Origin of the sequence: Pseudomonas pisciculturae, assembly GCF_015461805.1 — a bacterium.
Lineage (GTDB): Bacteria > Pseudomonadota > Gammaproteobacteria > Pseudomonadales > Pseudomonadaceae > Aquipseudomonas > Aquipseudomonas pisciculturae.
The window spans coordinates 58,123-82,904 of sequence record NZ_JACVZE010000003.1 but is presented as its reverse complement, the minus strand read 5'-3'; the positions used below and the strand labels follow the sequence as shown (position 1 = coordinate 82,904).

Sequence of the window (24,782 nt, the reverse complement as noted above, 5' to 3'; positions counted from 1 at the left end):
TTTAGAAACTCATGTCGATTTTAGTCCAGAGGGTGCGCCCCGGCTCCTTGATGGCCTGTGGGTCGCTGGCCGGGTAGCCGAAGCCGGCGTTGCCAGCCAGGTTCAAGTGCTCGGCGTAGGCTTTGCCGAACAGGTTGTCGACGCCGGTGCTGACCTTGAAGTTTTTATTGATGCGGTACGCAGCGTTCAGCGAGAACACGCCAAAACCGCCGCTCCTGTCGAAGTCTTTGCCGACCACGTTGCCCTTGTTTTGGTCGATACGGTTTTGCGCGGCGACCACGCGCCACAGCGCGCCGGCGCTCCAGTCGTCTTCGCTGTAGGTGAGGCCAAGGCGCGCATCCAGTGGCGGCATTTGCGGCAGGGCCTTGCCGTCACTGCTGTTTTTGCCCCAGGCGTAGGCCAGGGTGGCGTCGGTTTTCCAGTGGCGCGTCAGCTTGTAGGCCGCACCCAGTTCGCCGCCCATGATGCGCGCGTCGACGTTGCGGGCCTGGGAGGTGGTGCCCATCATCCCGGGCTTGTAGTCGAACAGGATGAAGTCCTGCACGCGGCCGATGTAGCCCGAGGCCCAGGCTTCGAGGTCGTCAGCTTTGTACTGCGCGCCGAAGTCGAGCTGGGTGGTCTTCTCTGGCTTCACACCGTCGAAGGCATTGACCGAACCGACTGCGCCGGTATTGGGCGAAAACAGCTCCCAGTAGTCGGGAAAGCGTTCCGAGTGGCCCAGGCCCGCGTAGAGGGTGGTGTCGGCGATGTCGTGCTCATAGCGCACGAAACCTGACGGCAAGGTGTCGGCCCGGGTCTTGTCGGCGGTGGCGCTGGTTTGCCGGAAGTCTTTGGCCGAGGCGCGGTCCAGGCGGGCGCCGGTGATCAGCCGGTCGCGGTCGGCGGCGTACCAGGTGAGTTCGCCGAACACGCCGTAGTTGTGGAAGTTGGCGTCTTTGGTGCGCGGCAATGCCTTGTAGGTGTCGATGCCCATGCTGCTGCGCTGGCGGTGTTCGTTGGTCTGGGCATCCAGGCCGCCGATCAATTGCACATCTTCCCAGCGCCAGGTGGCTTTGACGCGTGCGCCAAGGGTACGGCGGTCGACGTTGGACGCCATCGGCCCGGCCATCATCCCGGTGCCCGACGGCGTGCGCAGGCTGTAGTTGTCCATCACATGGTCGGCGTAGTTGTAGTAGACCTGGGCCTCGACCTTGTCCAGCACTTCGCCGAGGTTGGATTTTTCGAACCGCAGCCCCAGGCTTTCACGCAGGAACTGCGAGCCATCCATGCCGCGCCCGGCGTAGCGCGCCTCGCCATCGCCACGGCCGGCGGTGAGTTCCAGGAGGGTGTCGGTGTCGGGGGTGAAACCGACCGCCACGTCACCGTTCCACTTGTCGTAGCGCGAGGCCACGGTGTCGTTGTTGCCGTCTTTATAGTCGTCGGCGTGGGCCTGGTTGCCGATCACCCGTACGTAGCCCAATGGGCCTCCGGCGGCGGCGTCGATGACCTTGTCGAAGCGCCCGTTGGAACCGGCCAGCACACTGGCGTTGAGGCGTGTGCCCAGCTCACCGAAGTGCTCCGGTTCGCGGTCGAACAGGATGGTGCCGGCCGATGCGCCTGGGCCCCACAGCACGGTTTGCGGGCCTTTGATCACGGTGAGTTTGTCGTAGGTTTCCGGGGAAATGTACGAGGTGGGCGCGTCCATGCGGCCAGGGCAGGCACCGAGCATCATGCTGCCATTGGTGAGGATATTCAGGCGCGAGCCAAACATGCCGCGCAGCACCGGGTCGCCGTTGGTGCCGCCGTTGCGCACCAGGGCGAAGCCGGGGATGGTCTTGAGGTAGTCGCCGCCGTCGCTGGCGGGCACCGGTTGGCGCGGGTCCTTGGGGTTGGTGACCACGGTCAGCGGCGAGCTAGGGGCAATCGCAGTGATCACCGTGGGGGTCAGTTCATGCTCGGCGTGCTCGTCAGCCTGAACATAGGGGGTCAGTAGCGCGCCGCACAGGGCAGCGAGCACGGGGGTACATCCCAAACGGGAGTCAGCAGTCAATCTGGACATGACACGTTCCATCAATCAATCGTAAACAACACGGCCAGCAGCCTGCGGCTGTCTATCTGGGGTCGGCCGGTGTGAAGTAGCGCTATGTGAAGTGCTTACGCATTGATGGGGGGCGCGCGGCTGCGGGCGCCGGGGAAGATGCTCTGCCGGGCATGGCCCAGGCGCGTGGCGGGGGTAAGGGCGTTGGCGGGTGGTGGGGGGTTGAGGGTGAACGTTGATACACCGCCGGGCAGGGCGGGGCAGCTGTAGAGCAGGTCGCAATAGCCGCACTTGGACCAGAGGGCGTGATGTTCGGCCGGTGCTTTGGAGTGATGGGATTCGCCGTGTTCCATCGGCATGTCCATGGACATACCGGCGTGATGATCCATCGGCATCGCTTGGGAAATCAGCGGACCGATAAAGATCATCAGCATGGCGAACAGGCTGATCCAGCTGCCGCGCATCAAGCGTGGGCGTGGAGACAACCTGGCGCGAGGGGCGCCCATCGAGTGTCAGCCTATTGAGGGTGCTTGTGCATGTGGCTGGCCATCGGCGGTACTTTCTGTACCGACACCTCGACCTCGACCTTGCCGGCGTTTTCGAAGGTGAGGGTCAGCGGGAATTGCTTGCCGTCGGCCAACAGGCTGCGGTCTTTGAGGCCCACAAGCATCACGTGATAAGCCATCGGCGCGAAGGTCAGGTCACCCTTGGCCGGTACGGCCACGCTGGGTACTTGCTGCATCTTCATCAAGTCGCCCTGCATGACGTGTTCATGCAGCTCGGCCTTGTCTGCCACCGGCGTCTCGACGCTGAGCAGGCGGTCGGGACTTTCGCCGGTGTTATGAATCACAAAGTACGCCGCGACGGTCGGCGCATTCGGCGGCAACTCCTGGGACCACGGATCGCTGACCAACAGGTCGCCGGCCTTGTAGTCATCGGCATTGGCAGCACTGAACACCGGCAGCAACAACGCGGCCAGAAGCAGGGAAGATTTGAGCATGGCAGTTCTCCAAAACGGTTTTAAACGCAGTTCACTTGCGAATAAATCAGACCGTGGGAGAGGCGCGGGGGTTGAGGCTCGGCCATTGCTGGCGCGGGGTAGGGTTTTGCAGCTGGGGCGGCGGCAAGCTCTGTGAGGTATTGAAGTGCGCGACATACAACTGCGGCACATGCCCCGGCAACGCCACCAACGGCGCCGAGCCCGAGCAACACCAGCAATGCTGCATGGTGGAGTGATCGTCCTGCTGCGGCGCGGGAATTTCCAGCTTGCCCAGCGCGATGGTCTTGAGACTGGCGCCGTTGGAGGAGCAGAAACCGCCCCACATCAGTTGCTTGACCGGGTCATCCGACTGCTGCATTGCACCGGCCATCGGCATGGCAAAGGCGTTGAACAACACTGCGAAGCAGGCGATCCAGACGATTGCAAAGCGTTGACGGGCCATGGCGGACAATCCGTAGGGTTAAACGATCAGGCGGGTATTTAGCCTGATCGTAGGGGATAAGTAAAAAGGGGTGGTGTGGTTTGGTGTCGCAGTCAGACCGCCGTGGCGTGAAGTTTGAGGCCCAGCGCTTTCATGACTTTCATGATAGTCGCAAACTCGGGGTTGCCAGTGGTGGATAGGGCTTTGTATAGGCTTTCTCGTCCGAGGCCGGCGTCGCGGGCTACTTGGGTCATGCCTTGGGCGCGGGCGATGTTGTTCAGGGCTGTACGAATCAGCAGTCCATCCCCGCAATCCTCTTCGAAGGCGGCTTCAAGATACTCGGCCATGTCTTCGGGGGTCTTGAGGTATTCCGCGACGTCGAAATCAGTAAATTCGGTCATGGGTTACTCCGTTTTTCAAAGTCATCAGCAATTTTCTTCGCGTGTTGGATGTCGCGCTTCTGTGTTGATTTATCACCTCCTATCAGCAGGAGGTAAACCACATCGCCCTTACGCGTGAAGTAAATCCGGTACCCGGGTCCGTAGTGGATGCGCATTTCTGATACGCCGTTTCCTACAGACTCACAGTCGCCAAAATTTCCATATGTTGCGTTATCTATCCTTGTCATCACACGGACGCGGGCAGGATTACTGCGTAATGATACGAACCACTCCTGAAATTCTTTGGATTTCTTGAAATGAATCATCTTTGATCGTATTCCTTGGGATACACGATGGCAAGTTGCGACGCACTGCAAAAGCAGGCATCCCCACTGCGGCTGGTTGACTCAAAACCGCGAGCGGGGAGGTTAGGGCGGGGGCTTTTGGCTGAGCTAGCCAGCCAGTTCGGAAGGGTTTGTAGGATGATTCGGCTTTTCGGGGCGAGGCCAAGTGGATGGCGGTTAGGCGGGTTAATTGGATAAGCAGAAATTTCCGACAAGCCTTTGAGGTTGTCCCTAGGACACTCGATCTCTAGTCTTCGTACACCGCTGCAAACGCAGCGGCCGGGCGTCGCGGCCCGCAAGCATTAAGGCGCCTCTATTTTTTCTCACGGAGCGTCACCATGACTGAATCAACCCTTAACTCTAAAGCCCCCATCCGGCTATTCACCGTAGCCGACGGCATAAGCACCGAAGACCTGCTAATCAACCTCAGCGAAACTCTCGCCTCGGCCAATGCACTGAGCTGTGATCTTGCGTTTGGTCTGGAAGGTTCTAAACGAGAGGAGTTGCTGAGCGTTGCGCAGTTGATTGAGCTGGCGCAGTTGTTGGCTGATCGTGTGCACGCTGGCATTGGGCAGGAGTACGCCGCTAGCTGCTAACAACGTAGCTCAAAATGTGGGAGGGGCGGTGCGACGATTCGACTTGCCCCCGATGGCGGTGTGTCAGCTGAAAATGTGCTGACTGATCCACAGCTATCGGGGGCAAGTCGAATCGTCGCACCGCCCCTCCCACATTGGATCTGTGGTGTCTAGATATGGGTGATTGCCTGTAGTAATGCAGGCACGGTAGTGAATTCTCGGTCCACCGAAGCCAACACCGGCCGCTTCAACACCAACACCGGCACCCCACGCTCCCGCGCCACTTCCAGCTTCGGCTCCGTCGCTGTGCTGCCGCTGTTCTTGCTGATCAACACATCAATGCCACGGCGCTCGAACAACACCCGCTCATCCTCGATCAGAAACGGCCCGCGTGCGCCTATCACTTCACACCGCTCATTCCCCGGGTACACATCCAGCGCCCGCAGTGTCCAGAACTGCTCCGGCGGGATTTCATCGAGGTGCTGCAACGGCTCACGCCCCAATGTGAACAGCGGACGCTTGAACGGTTTCAGCGCCTCAATCAACTCAGCCCAATCGCCAACCTCACGCCAGTCATCCCCGACCTGCGGCTGCCACGCCGGTCGGCGCAGCGCCCAACAAGGCACGCCGCTCAACCGTGCAGCCTCGGCTGCATTGCGACTGATCTGCGCCGCGTACGGGTGGGTCGCGTCGAGAATCAGGCTGATCCCTTCATCCCGAACAAACTGCGCCAGGCCTTCAGCCCCGCCATAACCGCCAACGCGGACTTGGCAGATCAGGTCGGTCGGCACCCGTCCAACTCCGGCCAGGCTGTAGATATGTTCCGGGCCCAGGGTGCGGGCGATGGCGAGGGCTTCCGTCACGCCGCCCAGCAGCAGGATGCGTTTCATAGCGGCTTGACCACTTCGAGCAAGGTGATCGGCAGCGCCTGGCGCCAGGTATCGAACGCCCCCAACGCCTGCGCCTGGGCCACGTGGATGCGCGTCAGTTCGCCGCCATGCTGGGCGCGCCAGTTCATCAAGGTCATTTCGCTTTGCAGGGTCACGGCGTTGGCGACCAAACGGCCACCGGGCCGCAGGTGTTGCCAGCAGGTGTCGAGCACGCCGTCGCGGGTGACGCCACCGCCGATGAAGATGGCGTCTGGGGCTTCCAGGCCTTGCAGGGCATCCGGTGCTTTGCCGCGGATCAGTTGCAGGCCGGGCACGCCGAGGGCGTCGCGGTTGTGTTCGATCAGGCCTTGGCGGCCTTCGTCGGCTTCAATCGCCAGGGCGCGACAGCTGGGGTGGGCGCGCATCCATTCAATCCCGATGGAGCCACTGCCAGCGCCTACGTCCCACAGCAGTTCACCGGGCATGGGGGCGAGGCGGGCGAGGGTCATGGCGCGTACATCGCGTTTGGTGAGTTGGCCGTCGTGTTTGAACGCAGAGTCGGGCAGCCCGGCCAGACGCGACAGGCGCAGCGCCTGCGGCTCAGCCACGCAGTCGATGGCGACCAGGTTCAAGTCGGCGACGCCAGCGTGTTGCCAATTAACAGCCAGCCCATCGAGACGCCGTTCATCCGCGCCGCCCAAGTGTTCAAATACGCTCACACGACTTGGACCAAACCCGGATTCAGCCAATAGGGCCGCAATCAAAGCAGGGCTGCCGCCATCGTTACTCAACACCAACAGCCGAACGCCGCTCGCCAAATGCGCATTCAACGCCGCCAACGGCCGGGCCACCACGGACAATGTCACCACTTCCTGCAACGGCCAGCCCAAGCGCGCGGCCGCCAATGACACCGACGAGGGCGCCGGCAAAATCAGCAGCTCATCAGCCGTTACCTGGCGCGATAGGCTGGCGCCCACCCCATAAAACATCGGGTCGCCGCTCGCCAGCACGCACACCGGCTCACCACGCCGCGCTAACACCGGCTCCAGGGAAAACGGGCTCGGCCACAACTCGCGCTCGCCACGAATACACACCGGCAACAGGTCTAACTGGCGCTGAGCACCTATAATCCGCGTGGCGCGCAACAGGGCATGCCGGGCATTCCTGCCCAGCCCCTTGAAGCCGTCTTCACCGATGCCTACAACCGTCAGCCAGGGCGACATAAAGATTCCTTGAACGACATCCGACGGGCAGGCTTTTCATGCCACCGGACAAAGCAGGCATAATACCGCGCCTTTACCCGTCAACCGGTAGCCCCGTGAAACCAATGCCCGCTGTAAATACCTTGCGCCCCTCGGCTTGTCCGGGGTTGCTGCGTATTGTCCAGGCGTTGGACGGCGGCATTTGCCGGATCAAACTGGCCGGTGGTTCCATCACCGCACAGCAGGCCCATGCGGTGGCGGACGCCGCTCAGGCCTATGCCGGCGGGGTGATCGAGGCGACCAACCGCGCCAACCTGCAGATACGCGGCATTGGCACTGAAGAGAACGCGTTGATTGCGATGTTGCTGGCGGCCGACCTCGGCCCCAACAACGCCGCCGGTGACGATGTACGCAACCTGATGCTCAGCCCCAGCGCCGGTATCGACCCGCAGATGCTGTTCGACACGCGCCCGCTGGCCGAGCAGATCCTCAATACCCTGCAAAGCCACCCGCGCTTCCATGAGTTGTCGGCCAAGTTTGCCGTGCAACTGGATGGCGGCGAGGACCTGGCGATGCTCGAACATCACCATGACCTGTGGCTGTCGGCGTTTGTGCGAGATGGCCAGACGCTGCTTGCGTTCGGTCTTGCTGGTTGCCCGGGGCTGGATGCGCCGGTAGCCGCTGTGCCGCTGGAGCAGGGCCACGCACTGGTGGTGGCTGTGCTGGAGGCGTTTCTCGATCTCGCCACGCCAGAGCAAACGCGTATGCGTCATCTGGCTGTGGATAAGTTGTCGAGCCGCCTCAGGCTGCCGTTGCTGCCATCGGATGGCTTCAAACGCCCGCCCAGCGGTGCATTGCTGCACCTCGGCACTTATCCACAGGCGCAAAAGAATCAGTTCTACGTCGCCGCCATCGCGCCCTTGGGTCGTCTGGATTCGACGATGCTCAAAGGCGCCGCACAACTGGCCAGCGACTACGGCGACGGCACGCTGCGCTTCACCCCCTGGCAGGGCGTGCTACTGCCCAACCTCGAAAAACCGCACGCCGTGACCGAGCGCCTGGCGCAGCTTGGTTTTCTGTGTTCAGTCGACCAGCCCCTGGCGCGCATGACGGCCTGCACCGGCTCTAGTGGCTGCGGCAAAGCCCTGGCCGATACCAAGGCCGACGCGGTGCAACTGGCTGCGCTGCACCCCGAGCTCGACGTGCACCTGTCCGGCTGCCCGCGTTCCTGCGCCGCTGCGCACACCGCGCCCGTCACCTTGCTGGCGGTGAGCCCCGGCCACTACGACCTCTATTTTCGCGATGCAGCCTACCCAGGTTTCGGCCGGCTGCACGCGCACGCCCTTTCCATTGAAGCGACGGGCGCCTTGCTGCGCGCCCGCCCACGGAGCAACACCGATGATTGATTACATCCGCGACGGTCAGGAGATCTATCGCAACTCCTTCGCCATTATTCGCGCGGAAGCCAAGTTGGACCGCATCCCGGCCGACCTGGAAAAACTCGCGGTGCGGGTGATTCACGCCTGCGGCATGGTCGATGCCATCGACGGCCTGCAATTCTCCGAAGGCGCAGGCAAGGCCGGGCGCGATGCGCTGGCCGCTGGCGCGCCGATTCTGTGCGATGCGCGAATGGTCTCCGAAGGCGTGACCCGTGCGCGCTTGCCGGCCAACAACGAAGTGATCTGCACCCTGCGCGACGACAGCGTGCCGGAGCTTGCGCGGGAACTGGGCAACACCCGTTCCGCCGCCGCCCTGGAACTGTGGCGCCCACACTTGGAGGGCAGTGTGGTGGTGATCGGCAACGCGCCGACCGCCTTGTTCTACCTGCTGGAAATGATTGACGCAGGCGCGCCGAAACCGGCGTTGATCCTCGGCTTCCCGGTGGGCTTCGTCGGCGCCGCCGAATCCAAGGCGATGCTGGCCGCCGACAGCCGTGGCGTGCCGTTCGTGATCATGCAAGGTCGCCTGGGCGGCAGTGCCATGGCCGCCGCTGCGGTGAATGCCCTGGCCACGGAGGTCGAATAATGCCGGCTCGCGGACGTTTGATCGGCCTGGGCGTAGGCCCCGGCGACCCGGAACTGATCACCCTCAAGGCCTTGCGCCTGCTGCGCGAATCACCCGTGGTGGCGTACTTCGTGGCCAAGGGTAAAAAGGGCAACGCCTTCGGCATTATCGAAGACCACTTGGTGGCGCAGCAGACCCTAATGCCGCTGGTGTACCCGGTGACCACCGAAGTGTTGCCGGCGCCGATGTCGTATGAGCAAGTGATCAGCGATTTCTACGACGCAGCTGCCGTCGACGTGGCTGCGCACCTGGATGCCGGCCGCGATGTGGCGGTGATTTGCGAAGGCGACCCGTTCTTCTACGGCTCCTACATGTACCTGCACGACCGCCTCGCTGAGCGTTACGAAGCGCAAGTGATTCCGGGCGTGTGCTCAATGCTCGGCGGCGCCTCGGTGCTCGGCGCGCCGTTGGTGTATCGCAACCAGAGCCTGTCGGTGCTCTCGGGCGTGCTGCCCCATGACGATCTCAAACGTCGCCTGGCGGACGCCGATGCGGCGGTGATCATGAAGCTGGGGCGCAACTTCCCCAAAGTGCGCCAAGTGCTCGAAGAACTCGGCTTGGCCGGGCGTGCGCTGTATGTAGAACGCGCCACCATGGCCAATCAAAAGATCGTGCCGCTGGATCAAGTCGACCCATCGTCGTCGCCGTACTTCTCGCTGATCATCGTGCCCGGTGAACGGTGGCAAGGTTGATGCGCCCGGCGATTGTCATCCTCGGCCAGGGCAGCCTGGCGACGGCGCGCAAGATCCAGCAGGTTTACCCCGACGCGTTGATCCATGGCCTGGCGGGCCGCGTTGAAGGTGCAGACCTGGCCTATAACGAATTCGGCGCCACCCTGCGTCAGCTTTACCAGCAAGGCACGCCGCTGATTGCGCTGTGTGCCGCCGGTATTGTGATTCGCACCCTGGCGCCGCTGCTGCTGGAGAAAGGCGAAGAGCCCGCCGTGCTGGCCGTTGCCGAAGACGGTAGCGCCGTGGTGCCGTTGCTCGGTGGCCTGGGCGGTGTGAATGTCATGGCGCGGGAAATCGGCGCTGCATTGAATGTCGCCGCCGCGATCACTACCAGTGGCGAGCTGCGGTTTGGCACCTGCCTGCTCAACCCGCCGCAGGGTTATGAACTGGCCGACCTGGAACTGGGCAAGCGCTTCGTCAGCGACCTGCTGGCCGGTGAAAGCGTGCGCATCGAAGGCGCTGCGCCGTGGCTGGATCAAGCCAATTTGCCGCAGGATGAGCAGGCACGTTTGGCCATTCACGTGGGCAGTGCCGCGCGCTTACCTGCGGCCAATGAATTGCTGATCTACCCGAAAAACGTCAGCGTGACCTGCAAGCCCGGCGCGCAACTGGCTGAGCGCGTGCGCGCGGCGTTGCATGAGGCCGGTATCGCTTTGCAATCGCTGGCGTGCCTGTTGGCCAGTGATACGCAGATGGCTCAAGCGTCGTTGCATGAAGCTGCGTTGGAACTGAGCGTGCCCCTGCGTTTTACCCACGTCAGCCAAGCTGCCGATATCGTCATTGATGTGGCTGAACAGCCGCTGGACCTGTCGCAAGTGGGCCGCGTGCGTGGTCGTCTCGCCGTGATCGGCCTGGGCCCCGGTGCTGCCGAGTTGATGGTGCCGGCGGTCAAGGCTGAACTGGCGCGCTGCACCGATGTGCTGGGCTACGAAACCTACGTGCGCATGGCCGGCCCGTTTCGTGACGATCAAGTGCAGCATTGCACCGATAACCGCGAAGAGATGCAGCGCGCACGCCATGCGTTTGAGCTGGCGGCCCAAGGCCGATCGGTGGTGGTGGTGTCGTCTGGTGACCCGGGCGTGTTCGCGATGGCCGCTGCGGTGATCGAGGCGTTGCACGAGTCCAGCGACCCGGCGTGGCATCAGGTCGACCTGGAGATCCTGCCGGGTGTGTCGGCCTCTCTGGCCACTGCGGCCCAGGCGGGTGCGCCGTTGGGGCATGACTTCTGTGTGATGTCGCTGTCGGACAACCTCAAGCCCTGGTCGATCATCGAAAAACGCCTGGACCTCGCTTCCCAGGCCGACCTGGCGTTGGCGTTCTACAACCCGATCTCCCGCTCGCGGCCGTGGCAGTTGGGCCGCGCGCTGGAAATCGTTGCATTGCACCGCAGGCCTGAAACGCCGGTAGTGCTGGGTCGTGATATCGGTCGTCCGGGCCAGACACTGCGTGTCACTACGCTTGGGCAATTGACGCCCGAACAGGTGGACATGCGCACCATGGTGCTGATCGGCTCGTCCACCACGTGCGTCTTCCCGCGAGCCGGTGGCGGTGAGTGGGTATACACGCCGCGCTGGTATGGCGAAAAACCGGTCTCCTGAAAACGACTTGGCCAATGCCGGAAAGCTCCGAACGACGGTGGGTCATTGCCCACGGTTGTCCGGGGCTTTTTCTTTTTTTGTCGACGAAACTCAAAGGCGTCCAGTGATCGCTGGGGAGCGCATTGCGCAAGGCATGTTTGGGGCATGGAAAGCCCGTCGGCAGCTGGTCTAGTGTTGGAGCAAGCCCCATGTTGGGGTGCTTGTGGAGATCTGGAAATGGAGCGACATCACAAAAGGATTATCAGTGCGAAACGGCGCAAGTTGATTGCCGCGTACACGCTACCGGGGGCACGGAAGTTGACTGCGTCGTTGCCGGTGGACGCGACAGATGACAGCAACGCGGCCGTGGTCAACAACGGCGTCATTTCGTTTGTTGAGGGTGTGTCTGCACTGAACCGCGAATACATCCGCAAAAGCTACCTGCTGGCGAGCAGTTACGTCAGCGATGTATTGAAGGTCCACCGAGGCACCGAAAGTTGGTACGACGAATTTATCAAAGTGATGGTCAGCCTGGGTTGGTTGCCGGTGCGCAGCAGCTTTGAACGGGTTTCCAGTGCGGGTAAAGGCTTGACGGTGCAGTGGGCGGCGTTGAACTTGATAGCGGGCATGTTGGCGTCGACTTCGCTGGGCGGGCCGCTGATCACTGTGCTGCCCAAGCTGGCGGCCGACGCGCTGGAGGCACTCAAACAGCTACCGGCTACGTTTGAGTTGTTCAAGCGCAATAGCACCGTGCATCAGGGCGGTGATTTTGGCCTGGCGTCCTGTGCTGAAACGGCGGGCGAAGTGACGATGGTGCTGGTGACTTACAGCTCACACGGCGTGAACAAGCAGGTGGGGCTGCCATTCCTGGAATGGGACAGCGCCTCGTTCGAGGCTTTCAGCGGGCAGACCTGCCTGGTGCTGAATACTTCGGTGGTCAACGAAAAAACCATCCAACTGATGCGCGAGAGCGCGGGTGACAAGGTGCAACTGGCAATCGCCAAATACCGCATCTAAGGCACCAGGTAACCGCGCACCCCGGTAAAGATGATTTGCGCGGCGAGGGCGCACACAAACAGGCCCATCAAGCGGCTGACAATCTGCAAGCCCTGGTCACCCAGAATTCGTTCGATGCGGTTGGACATATACAGCACCACGCCCACCGTGAGGCTGGCCAGGGCAATGCTGAGGATGGCGGTGAGCTTGTCATCCCAATGGGGCTGGCTCACGCCCATCACCAGCAGTGCACCGATGGTGCCGGGGCCGACGGTGAGGGGGATGGTCAGCGGCACGATGGTCACGTCCTGCTGCACATTGTCGGTCTGCACCGCCGATTTGCCTTGGGCCATGCCCAGGGCTGAGATGAACAGCACACTGCCGGCGCCAATGCGGAAGGCGTCCACGGTGATGCCGAACACGCTGAAAATCACCCGGCCAAACAGGTAGAGCAACACGCTCGACACTAGCGTCGCCAACGCCACCTTCCACGCCAGGCGGCGCCGTTCTTTGTTGGAATAGCCACGGGTAAGGCTGATAAAGCAGGACAGCACGAAAAACGGGCTGTAGAGCACCAGCATTTTCAGGTAGACGCTGAATAACACGTGGAGCATGGGGACGGCTCGCGGCGGGGGAAGTGTAGGGAGTCTATCAGGCGGCACGGTCAAAATGTGGGAGGGGGCTTGCTCCCGATAGCAGTGTGTCAGCCAATAGAGAATCGGCTGATACACCGCTATCGGGAGCAAGCCCCCTCCCACAGTTAACTGCATTTCAATCTTAAGACGGGGCGTGCTCGGGGCGCTGTTGGCGCTGCGCCACCCAGTACTCCACCAACTCGCGCAACTGCGACAATTCCACCGGCTTGGCCATATGCCCATCCATCCCGGCCTGGCGTGCACGCTCTTTATGCTCCGACAGAATATGCGCCGTCAGCGCCACTATCGGCGTGCGAATACGTTGATGACTGACTTCCCACGCCCGCAGTTGCTGGGTCGCGGAGAAGCCATCGAGGATCGGCATTTCGCAGTCCATCAACACCAGGTCGTACCGCTGGGCTTTCATCGCCTCCAGCGCTTCTTCGCCGTTGCTGGCGGTGTCCGGGTTGAGGTTGAGCTTGCCGAGCATGCCGCGAATCACTTTGGTGGAGATGCTGTTGTCTTCGGCCACCAGGATGCGGAAGTCCGCAGGCACGGTAACGGCGGCTGGCGCGGTGGGGGCAAGGCGCGGTTGTGTGTTGCCCTTGTTGCGCTGGGTCAACTCATCGGCCAGGGTGGTCTTGAGGGTGTAGCCAGCCACCGGTTTGGCGAGGATGCGCTTGATGCCGCAGTTGCGCGCAATGATTTTGCTTGGCGCGTTGCTGATGCCGGTGAGCATGATCAACAGGATGTCGTGGTTCAGGCTCGGGTCTTCCTTGATCTTGGCCGCCAGTTGCATGCCGGTCATGCCGGGCATGTTCTGGTCCAGCAGCACCACGTCGAAGTAATCGCGCAGGTGCGCCTTGGTGCGCAGCAACGCCAGGGCTTCCTTGCCCGATGGCACGGCACTGACGTTCAGGCCCCAGGCGCTGCATTGCTGCACCAGCACTTTGCGGCAGGTGTCGTTGTCGTCCACCACGAGCACGCGGGCGTCTTTGAGTGGGCCGTCGAGGTCGCTGGTGGGGTGCTCCAGGCGCTCCGGGTCCAGCGGCAAGGTCAGCCACAACGTGCTGCCCTGAAGGCTGCCGCTCTTGATGCCGAACTCGCCGTTCATCAACAGGATCAACTGCCGGGCGATAACCAGGCCCAGGTGGCCGCTCAGGCGGGTGGCCGAGAGGAAGTTCTTGCTGTGCAGTTCGCTGTGCAAAAGGGCGTCGCGCTCGGCAGCTTCCATCGGCAGGCCGCTGTCTTGCACGGCAATGCGCAGGCGTGGCTTGGTGCTGCGGTCGTCGAGGGCAACCACGATCAGCACTTCGCCCTCGTCGGTTTTTTGCAGGGCGTTTTCCAGCAGGCTCAACATTGCCTGGCGCAGGCGAGTCGGGTCGCCGCTGATGACGCGGGGCACCTGAGGCTGGATAAAACTGATCAGCTCGACGTTTTGCTGTTCGGCCTTGGCGCGGAAGATGCTCAGGCAGTCATCGATCAGCGCATTGAGGTCGAACTGCACATCGTCCAGCTCAATCTGCCCGGATTCGAGCTTGGAAATATCCAGGATTTCGTTGATCAGCGTGAGCAGTTCATTACCGGCGCTGTGGATGGTCTGCACGTAGTCCCGCTGCTTCACCGACAGTGGCGTGCCCAGTAACAGTTCGGTCATGCCCAGCACGCCATTCATGGGCGTGCGGATCTCGTGGCTGATCTTGGCCAGGAACTCGGCCTTGGCCGCGATCTCGGCATTGCTGGCAGCCAGGTCGCGGCTGAGGCTGAATCGTGCCTCGACAATCGCACGCTGGCGCTCACCCAGGGCGAGGCTCATCAGCAAACCGCTGAGACAGATGAAGGCGAGCAACGTGATGATCAAACCCTGTGGTGCCAGCAGCGTCAGGCCGAGCAACGCGGGCAGAATGATCAGCGTGCCGGTGTTGAACACCACCATCGCCGCCACGAACAGGCGTGCCGGGCGGTAGCCTTTTTGCCAGTGATAGGCCGAGACAAACAGCATGCTCAAGCCGGCCAGCGCCACCAGGGCGTAGGTGATGAAGTTCAACGGCAAGGTGTTGACGAACAACAGCAACAGGCCGCACAGCACGATAAACAGGATGTCGCCCATCAACAGCTTGTTGAGCGGGTGGGGGCCCAAGGGCATGAAGAAGCGATAGGCAAACATCAACCCACATGGCGCGGTCAGCAACAGCGCCAGGTAGGCCCCCGGTGTCTGGATCGCATGCCAGTTTGGCAGCCAAGGGCCCACTACGTTGAGCAGCAGCGCCAGACTGAGCATCAGCAGCACTTCGCAGGCCGCCAGCCACAGGCTGCTGCGGGAGCGATGGTAAGCAAAGCGCGTGAGGTTATGCAGGATCAGCATCAGCAGGCAGCCGAACAACAGGCCGTAGATCAGCGTCTGGGTTTGATCGGCAGCGGCCAGCACGGCCGGTTCCAGGGTGATATAGGGGCGCAGTTCGTGTTCTGAAACCAGGCGCAGGTAGACCTCAAGGGGTTTCTGGCTTTGGGGCATGGGCAGCATAAAGTCGCTGCTGGGCAGCGGGCGTTCAGCCTGGGGCTGGCGAGTGCCGGTGCTCTGTTGTTCCACCAGCGTGTCACCGTCGAGCACGTAGAGGCTCAGGTGGGCCAGGTCCGGGGCGAATATGCGCAGCACTTGCTCGTGCTTGCCGGGTTGCAGCTTGAAACGTACCCACAACGCACCGTCCGGCTGCGCGGCAGTGATCCGGTCCAGTTCGATGGGGCTGAATTGATTGGTGTAGCGAGAGGAGCGGATGTCGCTCAGTTGCAGATCGGCCTGTTCATCAAGCAAAACTGCCCAACCACTGCCTTGCGCGGCGGCCTGGGCCGGGAACAAGCAGAGCAGTGTCAGCAGACTGACAGTGAAACCTATGGCGATCCTGAGCCAGCGCACGGCGAAATCCCTTCGTAGGTTGATGCACGAGGTTAACTATGCGCGGCAGGCCTTTATACGGCAAGGGCCAAAGGCCCTTGCCTAACCGAACGGATAGCTACTGAAGGCCGCTGCTTACTGCTCTTCGCCCCGTTCACGGGCGATGGCGCGGTAGCCGATGTCCTTGCGGTAGAAGCAGCCGTTCCAGTCGATCTTCGCGGCCAGCTTGTACGCCTGCTGCTGCGCGGCATCGACACTGGCACCCATGGCGGTGGCACACAACACACGGCCACCTGCGGTTACAACTTTACCGTCCTTGAGCGCAGTGCCCGCGTGGAACACCTTGCCTTCCAGCGTAGCCGCCGCGTCCAGGCCTTCAATCACGTCGCCCTTGGCGTAGTCGGCAGGGTAACCGCCGGCTGCCAGCACAATGCCGACGCTCGGGCGTGGGTCCCATTGCGCTTCGACCTTGTCCAGGGCCTGGGCCAGCGCGGCTTCCACCAGCAGTACCAGGCTCGACTGTAGACGCAGCATCACCGGTTGGGTTTCCGGGTCGCCGAAGCGGCAGTTGAACTCGATGACTTTCGGGTTACCGGCTTTGTCGATCATCAAGCCGGCATACAGGAAGCCGGTATACACATTGCCTTCATCGGCCATGCCACGCACGGTCGGCCAGATCACCAGGTCCATCACGCGCTTGTGCACGTCAGCCGTGACCACCGGGGCAGGGGAGTAAGCACCCATGCCGCCGGTGTTCGGGCCGCTGTCGCCATCGCCGACGCGTTTGTGGTCTTGGCTGGTGGCCATCGGCAGCACGTTCTTGCCGTCGACCATCACGATAAAGCTGGCTTCTTCGCCGTCGAGGAATTCTTCGATTACGACGCGCGAGCCTGCATCACCAAAGGCGTTGCCGGCGAGCATGTCGCGTACGGCGTCTTCGGCTTCCTGCAGGGTCATGGCGACGATCACGCCTTTACCGGCGGCCAGGCCATCGGCCTTGATCACGATCGGTGCGCCTTTTTCACGCAGGTAAGCCAGGGCTGGCTCAATCTCGGTGAAGTTCTGGTAGTCGGCGGTCGGGATCTTGTGGCGCGCCAGGAAGTCCTTGGTGAAAGCCTTGGAACCTTCCAACTGGGCAGCGCCGGCGGTTGGGCCGAAGCAATCCAGATTACGGCTGCGGAACAGGTCCACAACACCGGCAACCAGTGGGACTTCAGGGCCGACGATGGTCAGCGAGACGTTCTTTTCAGCAAAATCGGCCAGTTGCTCAAGGGCCAGCACGTCGATGGCGACGTTCTCGCACTTGGCTTCAATGGCGGTGCCGGCGTTGCCGGGGGCAACGAAAACCTTTTGGACGCGTGGGTCCTGGGCAACTTTCCAGGCCAGGGCGTGTTCACGGCCACCGCTGCCAATGATCAATACATTCATTTCAAAAACCTCGGATGACGCTGAATTCTGGAAGCAATGCGGGCCGCTTTTCTGTGGGAGCTGGCTTGCCTGCGATGGCATCGACTCGGTGCATCTGAAACATCGAGTCGCCCGCATCGCAGGCAAGCCAGCTCCCACAGAAGCCAGTGCCCACCAGGCAATGTTGGATCAGTGGCGGAAGTGGCGCATACCCGTGAAGACCATGGCGATGCCGGCTTCGTCCGCAGCAGCGATCACCTCGGCATCACGCATCGAACCACCCGGTTGGATCACGGCGGTCACGCCCGCTTTCGCGGCATTGTCCAAACCATCGCGGAACGGGAAGAACGCATCAGACGCCATCACCGAACCCACTACCTGCAAACCGGCGTGCTCAGCCTTGATCGCGGCGATACGCGCCGAGTTCACACGGCTCATCTGGCCGGCGCCGACACCGATGGTCTGGCGGTTCTTGGCGTAGACGATGGCGTTGGATTTAACGTACTTGGCCACTTTCCAGGCGAAGATCAGGTCGTTGATCTCTTGCTCTGTCGGTGCGCGCTTGGTCACCACTTTCAGGTCTTCGCTGCCAATCATGCCGATATCACGGCTCTGAACCAGTAGGCCACCGTTGACGCGCTTGTAGTCCCACGCAGCAGCGCGGTCAGCCGACCACTCGCCGCAGGCCAGCAGGCGCACGTTGGCTTTGGCGGCAACGATGGCGCGGGCCTCGATGCTTACGGATGGGGCGATGATCACTTCCACGAACTGACGTTCGACGATCGCCTTGGCGGTCTCGGCATCCAGCTCACGGTTGAAGGCGATGATGCCGCCGAAGGCCGATTCGGTGTCGGTGGCGTAGGCCAGTTCGTACGCCTGGCGAATGCCGCCTTCAGCGTCCGGGCTTACGGCCACGCCGCACGGGTTGGCGTGCTTGACGATGACGCAGGCTGGCTTGACGAAGCTCTTCACACATTCCAGCGCGGCGTCGGTGTCGGCCACGTTGTTGTAGGACAGCTCTTTGCCTTGCAGCTGGGTTGCGGTGGCGATGCCGACTTCGGTCGGCTTGGCCTCAACGTAGAACGCCGCGCTCTGGTGCGGGTTCTCGCCGTAGCGCATTTCCTGGGCCTTGATGAACTGGCTGTTGAAGGTGCGCGGGAACTGGCTGCGGCCTTCGGTGCTCAGTGTTTCGGCGGCTTGGTTAACAGTGCCCATGTAGTTGGCGATCATGCCGTCGTAGGCGGCAGTGTGTTCGAACGCCTTGAGCATCAGGTCGAAACGCTGGGCGTAGGTCAGGCCGCCGGCTTTGAGGCCTTCCAGTACGTTGGCGTAGTCGCTGGCGTTAACCACGATGGCCACGTCTTTGTGGTTTTTGGCTGCCGAGCGAACCATGGTCGGGCCGCCGATATCGATGTTTTCGATCGCGGTCGGCAGGTCGCAGCCAGGCTTGTTGATGGTGGCTTCGAACGGGTAGAGGTTAACGGCCACCAGGTCGATCGGCTTGATGCCGTGTTCGGCCATGATGGCGTCGTCGGTGCCGCGACGGCCGAGGATACCGCCGTGGATTTTCGGGTGCAGGGTCTTGACCCGACCGTCCATCATTTCTGCGAAACCGGTGTAGTCCGCCACTTCCACTGCGGCCACGCCGTTGTCCTGCAGCAGTTTGAAGGTCCCGCCCGTGGAGAGGATTTCCACGCCCAGGGCTTCCAGCTCCCGGGCAAATTCGAGGATGCCGGTCTTGTCGGAGACGCTGATCAAGGCGCGGCGGATCGGCAGGCGGGTAGTCTGGTCGGTCATTTCAATTTCCATCAAAAGCAAAGGAGTCAGCAAAAAAGGCGACCGTTTTTTACGCGGGCGCCTTTCTGGTTTGATTGAATGCTTACAACAAATCGTACTGCTTGAGCTTTTTGCGCAAGGTGCCACGGTTAAGGCCCAGCAGCTCACTGGCTTTGGTCTGGTTGCCCTTGACGTAGTTCATCACGCTTTCGAGCAACGGCGCTTCGACTTCGGAGAGCACCAGGTTGTACACGTCCGTGACGGAAGCGCCCTCAAGGTGGGCGAAATAATTGTGCAGCGCCTTCTCGACACTCCCGCGAAGGGTCTGGCCTTCTTCGCTCGGCGTGTTCAGGTGCTGTTTCAAATTGACGTTGTCGCTCACGGGCGTTGTTCCACTCACTAAAGTCTCGGTCATCATCGTCATGCGGCCACCCCTTCTGCGTCCCCTGCTCTCAGGCTCTTGTCTCGTTCGGCAAAGAACTCACGAACGGCGGTGACCTGTGCTTGCGTTTCATCCAAACGATTGAACCCGGCGCGAAACTCCCTGGCGCCTGGCAGGGTTGCGAGATACCAACCCACATGCTTACGAGCAATTCGCACGCCCATCACGTCTCCATAGAACGTGTGAAGGGCGGCCAGATGCTCTAGCAGAATACGTTCCACCTCGATCAACTCCGGTGCCGGCAAGACTTCGCCGGTACGCAGGAAATGGTCGATTTCACGGAAAATCCATGGCCGCCCCTGGGCGGCCCGGCCAATCAACAAGCCATCGGCACCGGTCGCGTGCAGCACGCGCCGGGCTTTCTCGGCTGAATCGATGTCGCCATTGGCAAAGACTGGCATCGACACCGCCTGCTTGATCGCGGCAATGGTGTCGTACTCGGCTTCACCTGTGTAAAGGTCGGCGCGGGTGCGGCCATGCACTGCCAGCGCTGTAATGCCTGCCTGTTCGGCGATCTTCGCCACCGTCAGGCCGTTCTTGTTGTCCCGGTCCCAGCCAGTACGGATCTTCAGGGTCACCGGCACATCGACTGCGGCGACAACGGCCTGCAGGATCTCGGCAACCAACTGCTCATCTTTCAACAGCGCGGAACCGGCGGCCTTGTTACAGACCTTCTTGGCCGGGCAGCCCATGTTGATGTCGATGATCTGCGCCCCCAACTCCACGTTGGCCCGGGCCGCATCCGCCAGCATCTGCGCATCACCGCCGGCGATCTGTACCGAGCGGGGCTCGGGATCACCTTCGTGGATCATGCGCATCCGCGATTTGCGGGTGTTCCACAAACTCATGTCGCTGGTGACCATTTCCGAGACTACAAGACCTGCGCCCAAACGCTTGCACAGCTGACGAAAGGGCTGGTCGGTGACGCCCGCCATCGGGGCGAGAATCAAGCCGTTGTGCAATGTATATGGGCCGATGCGTACCGCCGACATAGGACTTCCCTGTTGTGGGGCCGGATCATTAGAGTTCGAAAAAGGGTTGGCATGATACCCGCTCTCGATGACTGGATAAAGGCTGAATTGGATAAAATCTGAACAGTTATTTCTTTATCGCCAGCGGTTTGGTTGCCGGGCGCACAGTCAAGAATCCGCCGTCAAACCTAATGACATAAGCCGTTTCACTCGGGCGAGTGGAAGCTCAGGCTGTAATTCACGGCTTTGTTGCCTGGATCGAGGATATCCAGGGAGATGTGGATCGGCGTCTGCGAGGGCATTTCGCTGACGCCGGCCAACTCGCCGCTGAGGTATTCGGCAGGTTTGAAGCGACGACTGGCGATCAGGCCGCCGTTCATGTCGGCAAAGCGCAGCTCCAGCAGGGGAAACGGCTGGGAGAAGGTCGCGCGGTTATAGATGATCGCATCCACCACCAGCGCCCCTGCGAAGTCCGGGTGGCTGCGCACTACCAGGTTGCTGCTCTTTATGTGGGCAATATCTACCCGCGAGGGCACGGTGCAGCCCAAGGTTGGGCACACCTGCTGGAACCACGGGCGGTAGGCGTCCTGGCGGGCCAGGTCGTCGAATTGGTAGGCGATGTATTGGCCGGCCAGGCCCGCGGCGGCGAGCAGTACCAGCAGTATCCAGACCAGGCGGCGGCCCACGCTCGACGGGCGTTTTTGCGCATAGAGGTGCAGCGGGTCGTCTTCGAGGTCCTGGAGCAGGTCGTCGTGAGCACTGCTTTCGGCATGCGGGCGCTTGCGCCGGGGCTGGGGGCGTTCTTGCGGCTCGGCCTCTTCGGTGGCTGGGGGCAGAGGCGTGAACGGCGGGTCGATATCGTCGTTTTGCGGCGCGGTGTGCAGCGGCGGTTCATCGTCGAGATCGTCAGTGTGGAACGACATGGACGGTTCGGTGCGCTGCTTGGTCGCAGGGGCCGGGATCGGTTCGGGTGCGTCTTCGGCGGCCAGGGCGCGTTCTTCGGGGGGCTCGCTGAACAGGCTGGCGGCCCACTTTTCCTCTTCGGCCTTGACCGTGTCACGGCTGGCGCTGAGGGCATCGTCCTTTTGTCGACGATCGGTGCCGGGCTGGCGACGTTCTGCGCCCACTGGCAGCGTGTGCGCAATCTCGCGGCGTTCCAGCTTGGCCAGTTCTTCGTCCAGGTCCAGGTTGTCCAGGTCCAGGTCTTGCGCGGTCCATTGTTTCTGGCTGATTGCCCGTGGCGGCTCAGGCTCGGTGGCGGCCGGCAGTTCAGGCTCCGGCGCTGCATTGTCGGCAGCGCGTTGCTCCATCAACTGGCGAACGGCATTGAAGACTTGCAGGCACGAGCCGCAACGCACCACGCCGCGGGCCACGTTCAATTGACCGTGGTTGACGCGAAAGCGCGTTTGGCAATGCGGGCACTGGGTGACGAAACTGTCGGTCATGCGGCTATCCGATTCAGGCAAGCGCTCATTCTAGCGCCGACGACCGCTGATGCGTACCCAGCCATCGCGGTTAGCGATCGGGTCCAGCTCGAAATCCTTCGAGTAAGCCGCGGCTACGTCTTCACCTTGCTCGGCAAGGATGCCCGACAGCGCCAGGCGCCCGCCCGGCTTGACCAGACTCGACAGCTGCGGTGCCAGCGACACCAGCGGGCCCGCGAGGATGTTAGCGACCAGCACATCGGCCTGCACCTGGGGCAGTTGCTCCGGCAGGTAGAGTGGGAATTTGTCTTCAGGAATATTGTTACGGCCTGCGTTATCGCGGGAGGCTTCCAGGGCCTGCACGTCGATATCGGTGCCCACTGCCTCCTTGGCGCCCAGCAGCAGGGCGGCAATGGCCAGGATGCCCGAGCCGCAACCGAAGTCCAGCACGTTGCAGTTGGTCAGGTCCTGGCCGTCGAGCCATTCCAGGCACAGGGCGGTGGTCGGGTGGGTACCGGTGCCGAACGCCAGGCCCGGGTCCAGCAGCAGGTTGACCGCCTCAGGCTCGGGCGCGGCGTGCCAGCTTGGCACGATCCACAGGCGCTGGCCGAAACGCATCGGCTGGAAGTTATCCATCCAGCTGCGTTCCCAGTCCTGGTCTTCGATCACTTCGCTGTGATGCTCCGGCAGTGGGCCGCCGGTGAGCAACTCCATATGCGCCAGCACGCTGGCGGCATCGGTGCCGTCTTCGAACAGGGCCAGCAAATGGGTGTGGGACCACAGCGGGGTGGTGTTGAGTTCGGGTTCGAAGATCGGCTGGTCTTCGGCGTCCATGAAGGTCACCGAGACGGCGCCCACTTCCAGGAACGCGTCCTCAAAGGTTTCGGCTTGTTCTGGGCTGATGGCGAGACGGACTTGCAGCCAAGGCATGGCGGGCACCTTTGAAAAAATTGAATGTGCAGCGGGGAGGGGCTGCGAAAGCGCGCAAGTTTACGCGAGCGCGCGTAATAACACGACTGTACTGGGTAAATGTGGGAGGGGGCTTGCCCCCGATAGCGGTGTGTCAGTCTCAATACATGTACCTGATCCACCGCCATCGGGGGCAAGCCCCCTCCCACATTTGGCCTGTGTGCATCCAGAAAACCCAGGTGCCAGAAACAACAAAACCGCCCGAAGGCGGTTTTGTTGGGTGGAGCACTTACTGGTTGGCCAGCTTGTGTTCCAGGTAGTGAATGTTCACACCACCTTCGCAGAAGCCTTCATCACGAACCAGGTCCCGGTGCAGCGGGATGTTGGTCTTGATGCCGTCGACCACGATTTCGTCCAGGGCGTTACGCATACGGGCCATGGCCTCGTCACGGGTGGCGCCCCAGGTGATCAGCTTGCCGATCAACGAGTCGTAGTTGGACGGAACCTTGTAGCCGCTGTACAGGTGCGAATCCACACGTACGCCGTTGCCGCCGGGCGCGTGGAAATGCTTGACCAGGCCAGGGCTTGGGATAAAGGTTTTCGGGTCTTCGGCGTTGATGCGGCACTCCAGGGAGTGGCCATGCATCTTCACGTCGTCCTGGGTAAAGGACAGCACGTTGCCAGCGGCGATGCTCAGCATCTCCTTGACGATGTCGATACCGGTGACCATCTCCGAAACCGGGTGCTCTACCTGCACACGAGTGTTCATCTCGATGAAGTAGAAGCGGCCGTTCTCGTAGAGGAACTCAAAGGTACCGGCGCCACGGTAGTTGATGTCGATGCACGCCTTGACGCAGCGGGCCAGCACTTCTTCGCGGGCCTTTTCATCCAGGCCCGGTGCCGGTGCTTCTTCCAAGACCTTCTGGTGACGGCGTTGCAGCGAGCAATCGCGGTCGCCCAGGTGGATGGCGTGGCCCTGGCCGTCGGACAATACCTGCACTTCCACGTGACGTGGGTTGGTCAGGTACTTTTCCAGGTAGACCATCGGGTTGCCGAACCAGGCGCCCGCTTCGGAGCGGGTCTGCTTGGCGGCTTCGATCAGGTCTTCTTCCTTGTGCACAACGCGCATGCCGCGACCACCACCGCCACCGGCGGCCTTGATGATCACCGGGTAACCGACTTCACGACCAATGCGCAGAGCGGTTTCCTCGTCTTCCGGCAGCGGGCCGTCGGAGCCAGGAACGGTTGGCACGCCGGCTGCGATCATGGCGTCCTTGGCCGACACCTTGTCGCCCATCAGGCGAATGGTCTCGGCTTTCGGGCCGATGAAGGCAAACCCGGACTTCTCTACCTGTTCGGCGAAATCGGCGTTTTCCGCAAGGAAGCCGTAGCCTGGGTGGATGCCATCAGCGCCGGTCACTTCAGCGGCCGCGATGATGTTGGACACTTTCAGGTACGAGTTCGTGGCCAGTGGCGGGCCGATGCAGATGCTTTCGTCCGCCAGTTTCACGTGCATCAATTCGGTATCGGCCGTCGAGTAAACAGCGACGGTCTTGATGCCCTCTTCCTTACAGGCGCGCAGGATACGCAGCGCGATCTCGCCGCGGTTGGCGATCAGGACTTTTTGCAGTTTCTTCGCAGGTTTCAACATCGAAGGCGCTCCGCGGTTCAAACGATGGTGAACAGCGGCTGGTCGTACTCAACCGGCTGACCGTTTTCTACCAGGATGGATTCGATGACGCCGGCTTTTTCAGCGGTGATGTGGTTCATCATCTTCATCGCTTCAACGATGCAGATGGTGTCGCCCACTTTCACAGTCTTGCCGACTTCAACGAAGGCTGGCGAGGTCGGTGCCGGGGTGCGGTAGAACGTACCGACCATTGGCGACTTGACCACGAAGCCGTTCAGCACAGGTGCGGCTGGCGCAGCAGGTGCGGCAGCGGCAGGTGCAGCGGCCGGAGCAGCAGCGGCAGGAGCCGGTGCTTGCATTTGCGGCGCGTAGAACTGCTGGGCCGGGGTCTTGCTGTGGCGGCTGATCCGTACGGATTCTTCGCCTTCCTTGATTTCCAGCTCGTCGATACCGGATTCTTCCAGCAGTTCGATCAGTTTCTTAACTTTACGGATATCCATGAATCATCAACTCCCAAGG

General features: G+C 61.8%; 24 protein-coding genes. 6 read left to right on the top strand and 18 right to left on the bottom strand.

Annotated elements, in window-relative coordinates; genetic code table 11:
• Window position 1 precedes the first annotated feature (1 nt).
• The 6 genes from ICY20_RS09500 to ICY20_RS09475 form a co-directional block, all read right to left on the bottom strand.
• Window positions 2-2,038 carry a TonB-dependent copper receptor gene (locus ICY20_RS09500; protein WP_194937352.1) on the bottom strand — a complete coding sequence of 679 codons (2,037 nt, stop codon included), beginning with the start codon at window positions 2,036-2,038 and terminating at the stop codon, window positions 2-4.
• 95 nt (window positions 2,039-2,133) lie between these two features.
• Complete coding sequence (locus ICY20_RS09495) at window positions 2,134-2,523, bottom strand: DUF2946 domain-containing protein (protein WP_194937351.1); 390 nt, start codon at window positions 2,521-2,523, stop codon at window positions 2,134-2,136.
• Window positions 2,524-2,534: 11 nt separating this feature from the next.
• Entirely contained in the window at window positions 2,535-3,017 is a 483-nt protein-coding gene (locus ICY20_RS09490) for a copper chaperone PCu(A)C (protein ID WP_194937350.1), read from the bottom strand.
• A gap of 46 nt (window positions 3,018-3,063) precedes the next feature.
• Window positions 3,064-3,459 (bottom strand): DUF2946 domain-containing protein, encoded by a 396-nt coding sequence (locus ICY20_RS09485; RefSeq protein ID WP_194937349.1) that lies wholly within the window; start codon window positions 3,457-3,459, stop codon window positions 3,064-3,066.
• Window positions 3,460-3,551: 92 nt separating this feature from the next.
• Complete coding sequence (locus ICY20_RS09480; protein WP_122487420.1) at window positions 3,552-3,839, bottom strand: addiction module antidote protein; 288 nt, start codon at window positions 3,837-3,839, stop codon at window positions 3,552-3,554.
• A complete protein-coding gene (locus ICY20_RS09475; protein WP_194937348.1) occupies window positions 3,836-4,144 on the bottom strand; it encodes a type II toxin-antitoxin system RelE/ParE family toxin in 309 nt (102 codons plus the stop codon). Before ICY20_RS09475 ends, ICY20_RS09480 begins: the two co-directional genes overlap by 4 nt.
• Before the next feature lie 356 nt (window positions 4,145-4,500).
• Between ICY20_RS09475 and ICY20_RS09470 the strand changes: the two genes are divergently transcribed.
• Entirely contained in the window at window positions 4,501-4,758 is a 258-nt protein-coding gene (locus tag ICY20_RS09470; protein WP_194937347.1) for a DUF6124 family protein, read from the top strand.
• A 149-nt stretch (window positions 4,759-4,907) separates the two neighbouring features.
• On the opposite strand, the gene ICY20_RS09465 is transcribed toward ICY20_RS09470, so the two are convergent.
• Window positions 4,908-5,627, bottom strand: a complete 720-nt coding sequence (locus ICY20_RS09465; protein ID WP_194937346.1) for a cobalt-precorrin-6A reductase — start codon at window positions 5,625-5,627, stop codon at window positions 4,908-4,910.
• Window positions 5,624-6,829 (bottom strand): precorrin-6y C5,15-methyltransferase (decarboxylating) subunit CbiE, encoded by a 1,206-nt coding sequence (gene cbiE, locus ICY20_RS09460; RefSeq protein ID WP_159962923.1) that lies wholly within the window; start codon window positions 6,827-6,829, stop codon window positions 5,624-5,626. Before cbiE ends, ICY20_RS09465 begins: the two co-directional genes overlap by 4 nt.
• Window positions 6,830-6,867: 38 nt before the next feature.
• Between cbiE and cobG the strand changes: the two genes are divergently transcribed.
• From cobG to ICY20_RS09435, 5 genes are all read left to right on the top strand, one after another.
• The gene (gene cobG, locus ICY20_RS09455; RefSeq protein ID WP_194937345.1) at window positions 6,868-8,214 is read left to right on the top strand and encodes a precorrin-3B synthase; all 1,347 of its coding nucleotides are present in this window, start codon (window positions 6,868-6,870) and stop codon (window positions 8,212-8,214) included.
• Entirely contained in the window at window positions 8,207-8,833 is a 627-nt protein-coding gene (locus ICY20_RS09450) for a precorrin-8X methylmutase (protein ID WP_122487415.1), read from the top strand. Before cobG ends, ICY20_RS09450 begins: the two co-directional genes overlap by 8 nt.
• On the top strand, window positions 8,833-9,564 hold the full coding sequence (locus ICY20_RS09445; protein ID WP_159962925.1) for a precorrin-2 C(20)-methyltransferase: 732 nt from the start codon (window positions 8,833-8,835) through the stop codon (window positions 9,562-9,564). Before ICY20_RS09450 ends, ICY20_RS09445 begins: the two co-directional genes overlap by 1 nt.
• Window positions 9,564-11,201 (top strand): precorrin-3B C(17)-methyltransferase, encoded by a 1,638-nt coding sequence (gene cobJ / locus ICY20_RS09440; RefSeq protein ID WP_194937344.1) that lies wholly within the window; start codon window positions 9,564-9,566, stop codon window positions 11,199-11,201. The genes ICY20_RS09445 and cobJ overlap by 1 nt, the downstream gene beginning before the upstream one ends.
• Window positions 11,202-11,417: 216 nt before the next feature.
• On the top strand, window positions 11,418-12,197 hold the full coding sequence (locus ICY20_RS09435; RefSeq protein WP_194937343.1) for a hypothetical protein: 780 nt from the start codon (window positions 11,418-11,420) through the stop codon (window positions 12,195-12,197).
• Here the strand turns inward: ICY20_RS09435 and ICY20_RS09430 are convergent.
• The 10 genes from ICY20_RS09430 to accB form a co-directional block, all read right to left on the bottom strand.
• Window positions 12,194-12,790: a MarC family protein gene (locus tag ICY20_RS09430; RefSeq protein ID WP_159962928.1), complete on the bottom strand. Its 597-nt coding sequence runs from the start codon at window positions 12,788-12,790 to the stop codon at window positions 12,194-12,196. The genes ICY20_RS09435 and ICY20_RS09430 overlap by 4 nt on opposite strands.
• A 163-nt stretch (window positions 12,791-12,953) precedes the next feature.
• The gene (locus ICY20_RS09425; protein WP_194937342.1) at window positions 12,954-15,725 is read right to left on the bottom strand and encodes a hybrid sensor histidine kinase/response regulator; all 2,772 of its coding nucleotides are present in this window, start codon (window positions 15,723-15,725) and stop codon (window positions 12,954-12,956) included.
• A gap of 114 nt (window positions 15,726-15,839) precedes the next feature.
• A complete protein-coding gene (gene purD / locus ICY20_RS09420; protein ID WP_159962930.1) occupies window positions 15,840-17,132 on the bottom strand; it encodes a phosphoribosylamine--glycine ligase in 1,293 nt (430 codons plus the stop codon).
• A 168-nt stretch (window positions 17,133-17,300) separates the two neighbouring features.
• Window positions 17,301-18,908: a bifunctional phosphoribosylaminoimidazolecarboxamide formyltransferase/IMP cyclohydrolase gene (purH, locus tag ICY20_RS09415; RefSeq protein WP_159962931.1), complete on the bottom strand. Its 1,608-nt coding sequence runs from the start codon at window positions 18,906-18,908 to the stop codon at window positions 17,301-17,303.
• Window positions 18,909-18,990: 82 nt separating this feature from the next.
• A complete protein-coding gene (gene fis / locus ICY20_RS09410) occupies window positions 18,991-19,311 on the bottom strand; it encodes a DNA-binding transcriptional regulator Fis (protein ID WP_002555375.1) in 321 nt (106 codons plus the stop codon).
• On the bottom strand, window positions 19,308-20,321 hold the full coding sequence (dusB, locus tag ICY20_RS09405; RefSeq protein ID WP_159962932.1) for a tRNA dihydrouridine synthase DusB: 1,014 nt from the start codon (window positions 20,319-20,321) through the stop codon (window positions 19,308-19,310). Before dusB ends, fis begins: the two co-directional genes overlap by 4 nt.
• Before the next feature lie 185 nt (window positions 20,322-20,506).
• Window positions 20,507-21,745 carry a DUF3426 domain-containing protein gene (locus tag ICY20_RS09400; RefSeq protein WP_159962933.1) on the bottom strand — a complete coding sequence of 413 codons (1,239 nt, stop codon included), beginning with the start codon at window positions 21,743-21,745 and terminating at the stop codon, window positions 20,507-20,509.
• 30 nt (window positions 21,746-21,775) lie between these two features.
• Window positions 21,776-22,654 (bottom strand): 50S ribosomal protein L11 methyltransferase, encoded by an 879-nt coding sequence (prmA, locus tag ICY20_RS09395; protein ID WP_159962934.1) that lies wholly within the window; start codon window positions 22,652-22,654, stop codon window positions 21,776-21,778.
• Between the two features lie 268 nt (window positions 22,655-22,922).
• Window positions 22,923-24,284 carry an acetyl-CoA carboxylase biotin carboxylase subunit gene (gene accC / locus ICY20_RS09390; RefSeq protein WP_116627259.1) on the bottom strand — a complete coding sequence of 454 codons (1,362 nt, stop codon included), beginning with the start codon at window positions 24,282-24,284 and terminating at the stop codon, window positions 22,923-22,925.
• 17 nt (window positions 24,285-24,301) lie between these two features.
• Window positions 24,302-24,763, bottom strand: a complete 462-nt coding sequence (gene accB, locus ICY20_RS09385) for an acetyl-CoA carboxylase biotin carboxyl carrier protein (RefSeq protein ID WP_034117521.1) — start codon at window positions 24,761-24,763, stop codon at window positions 24,302-24,304.
• Window positions 24,764-24,782 lie beyond the last annotated feature (19 nt).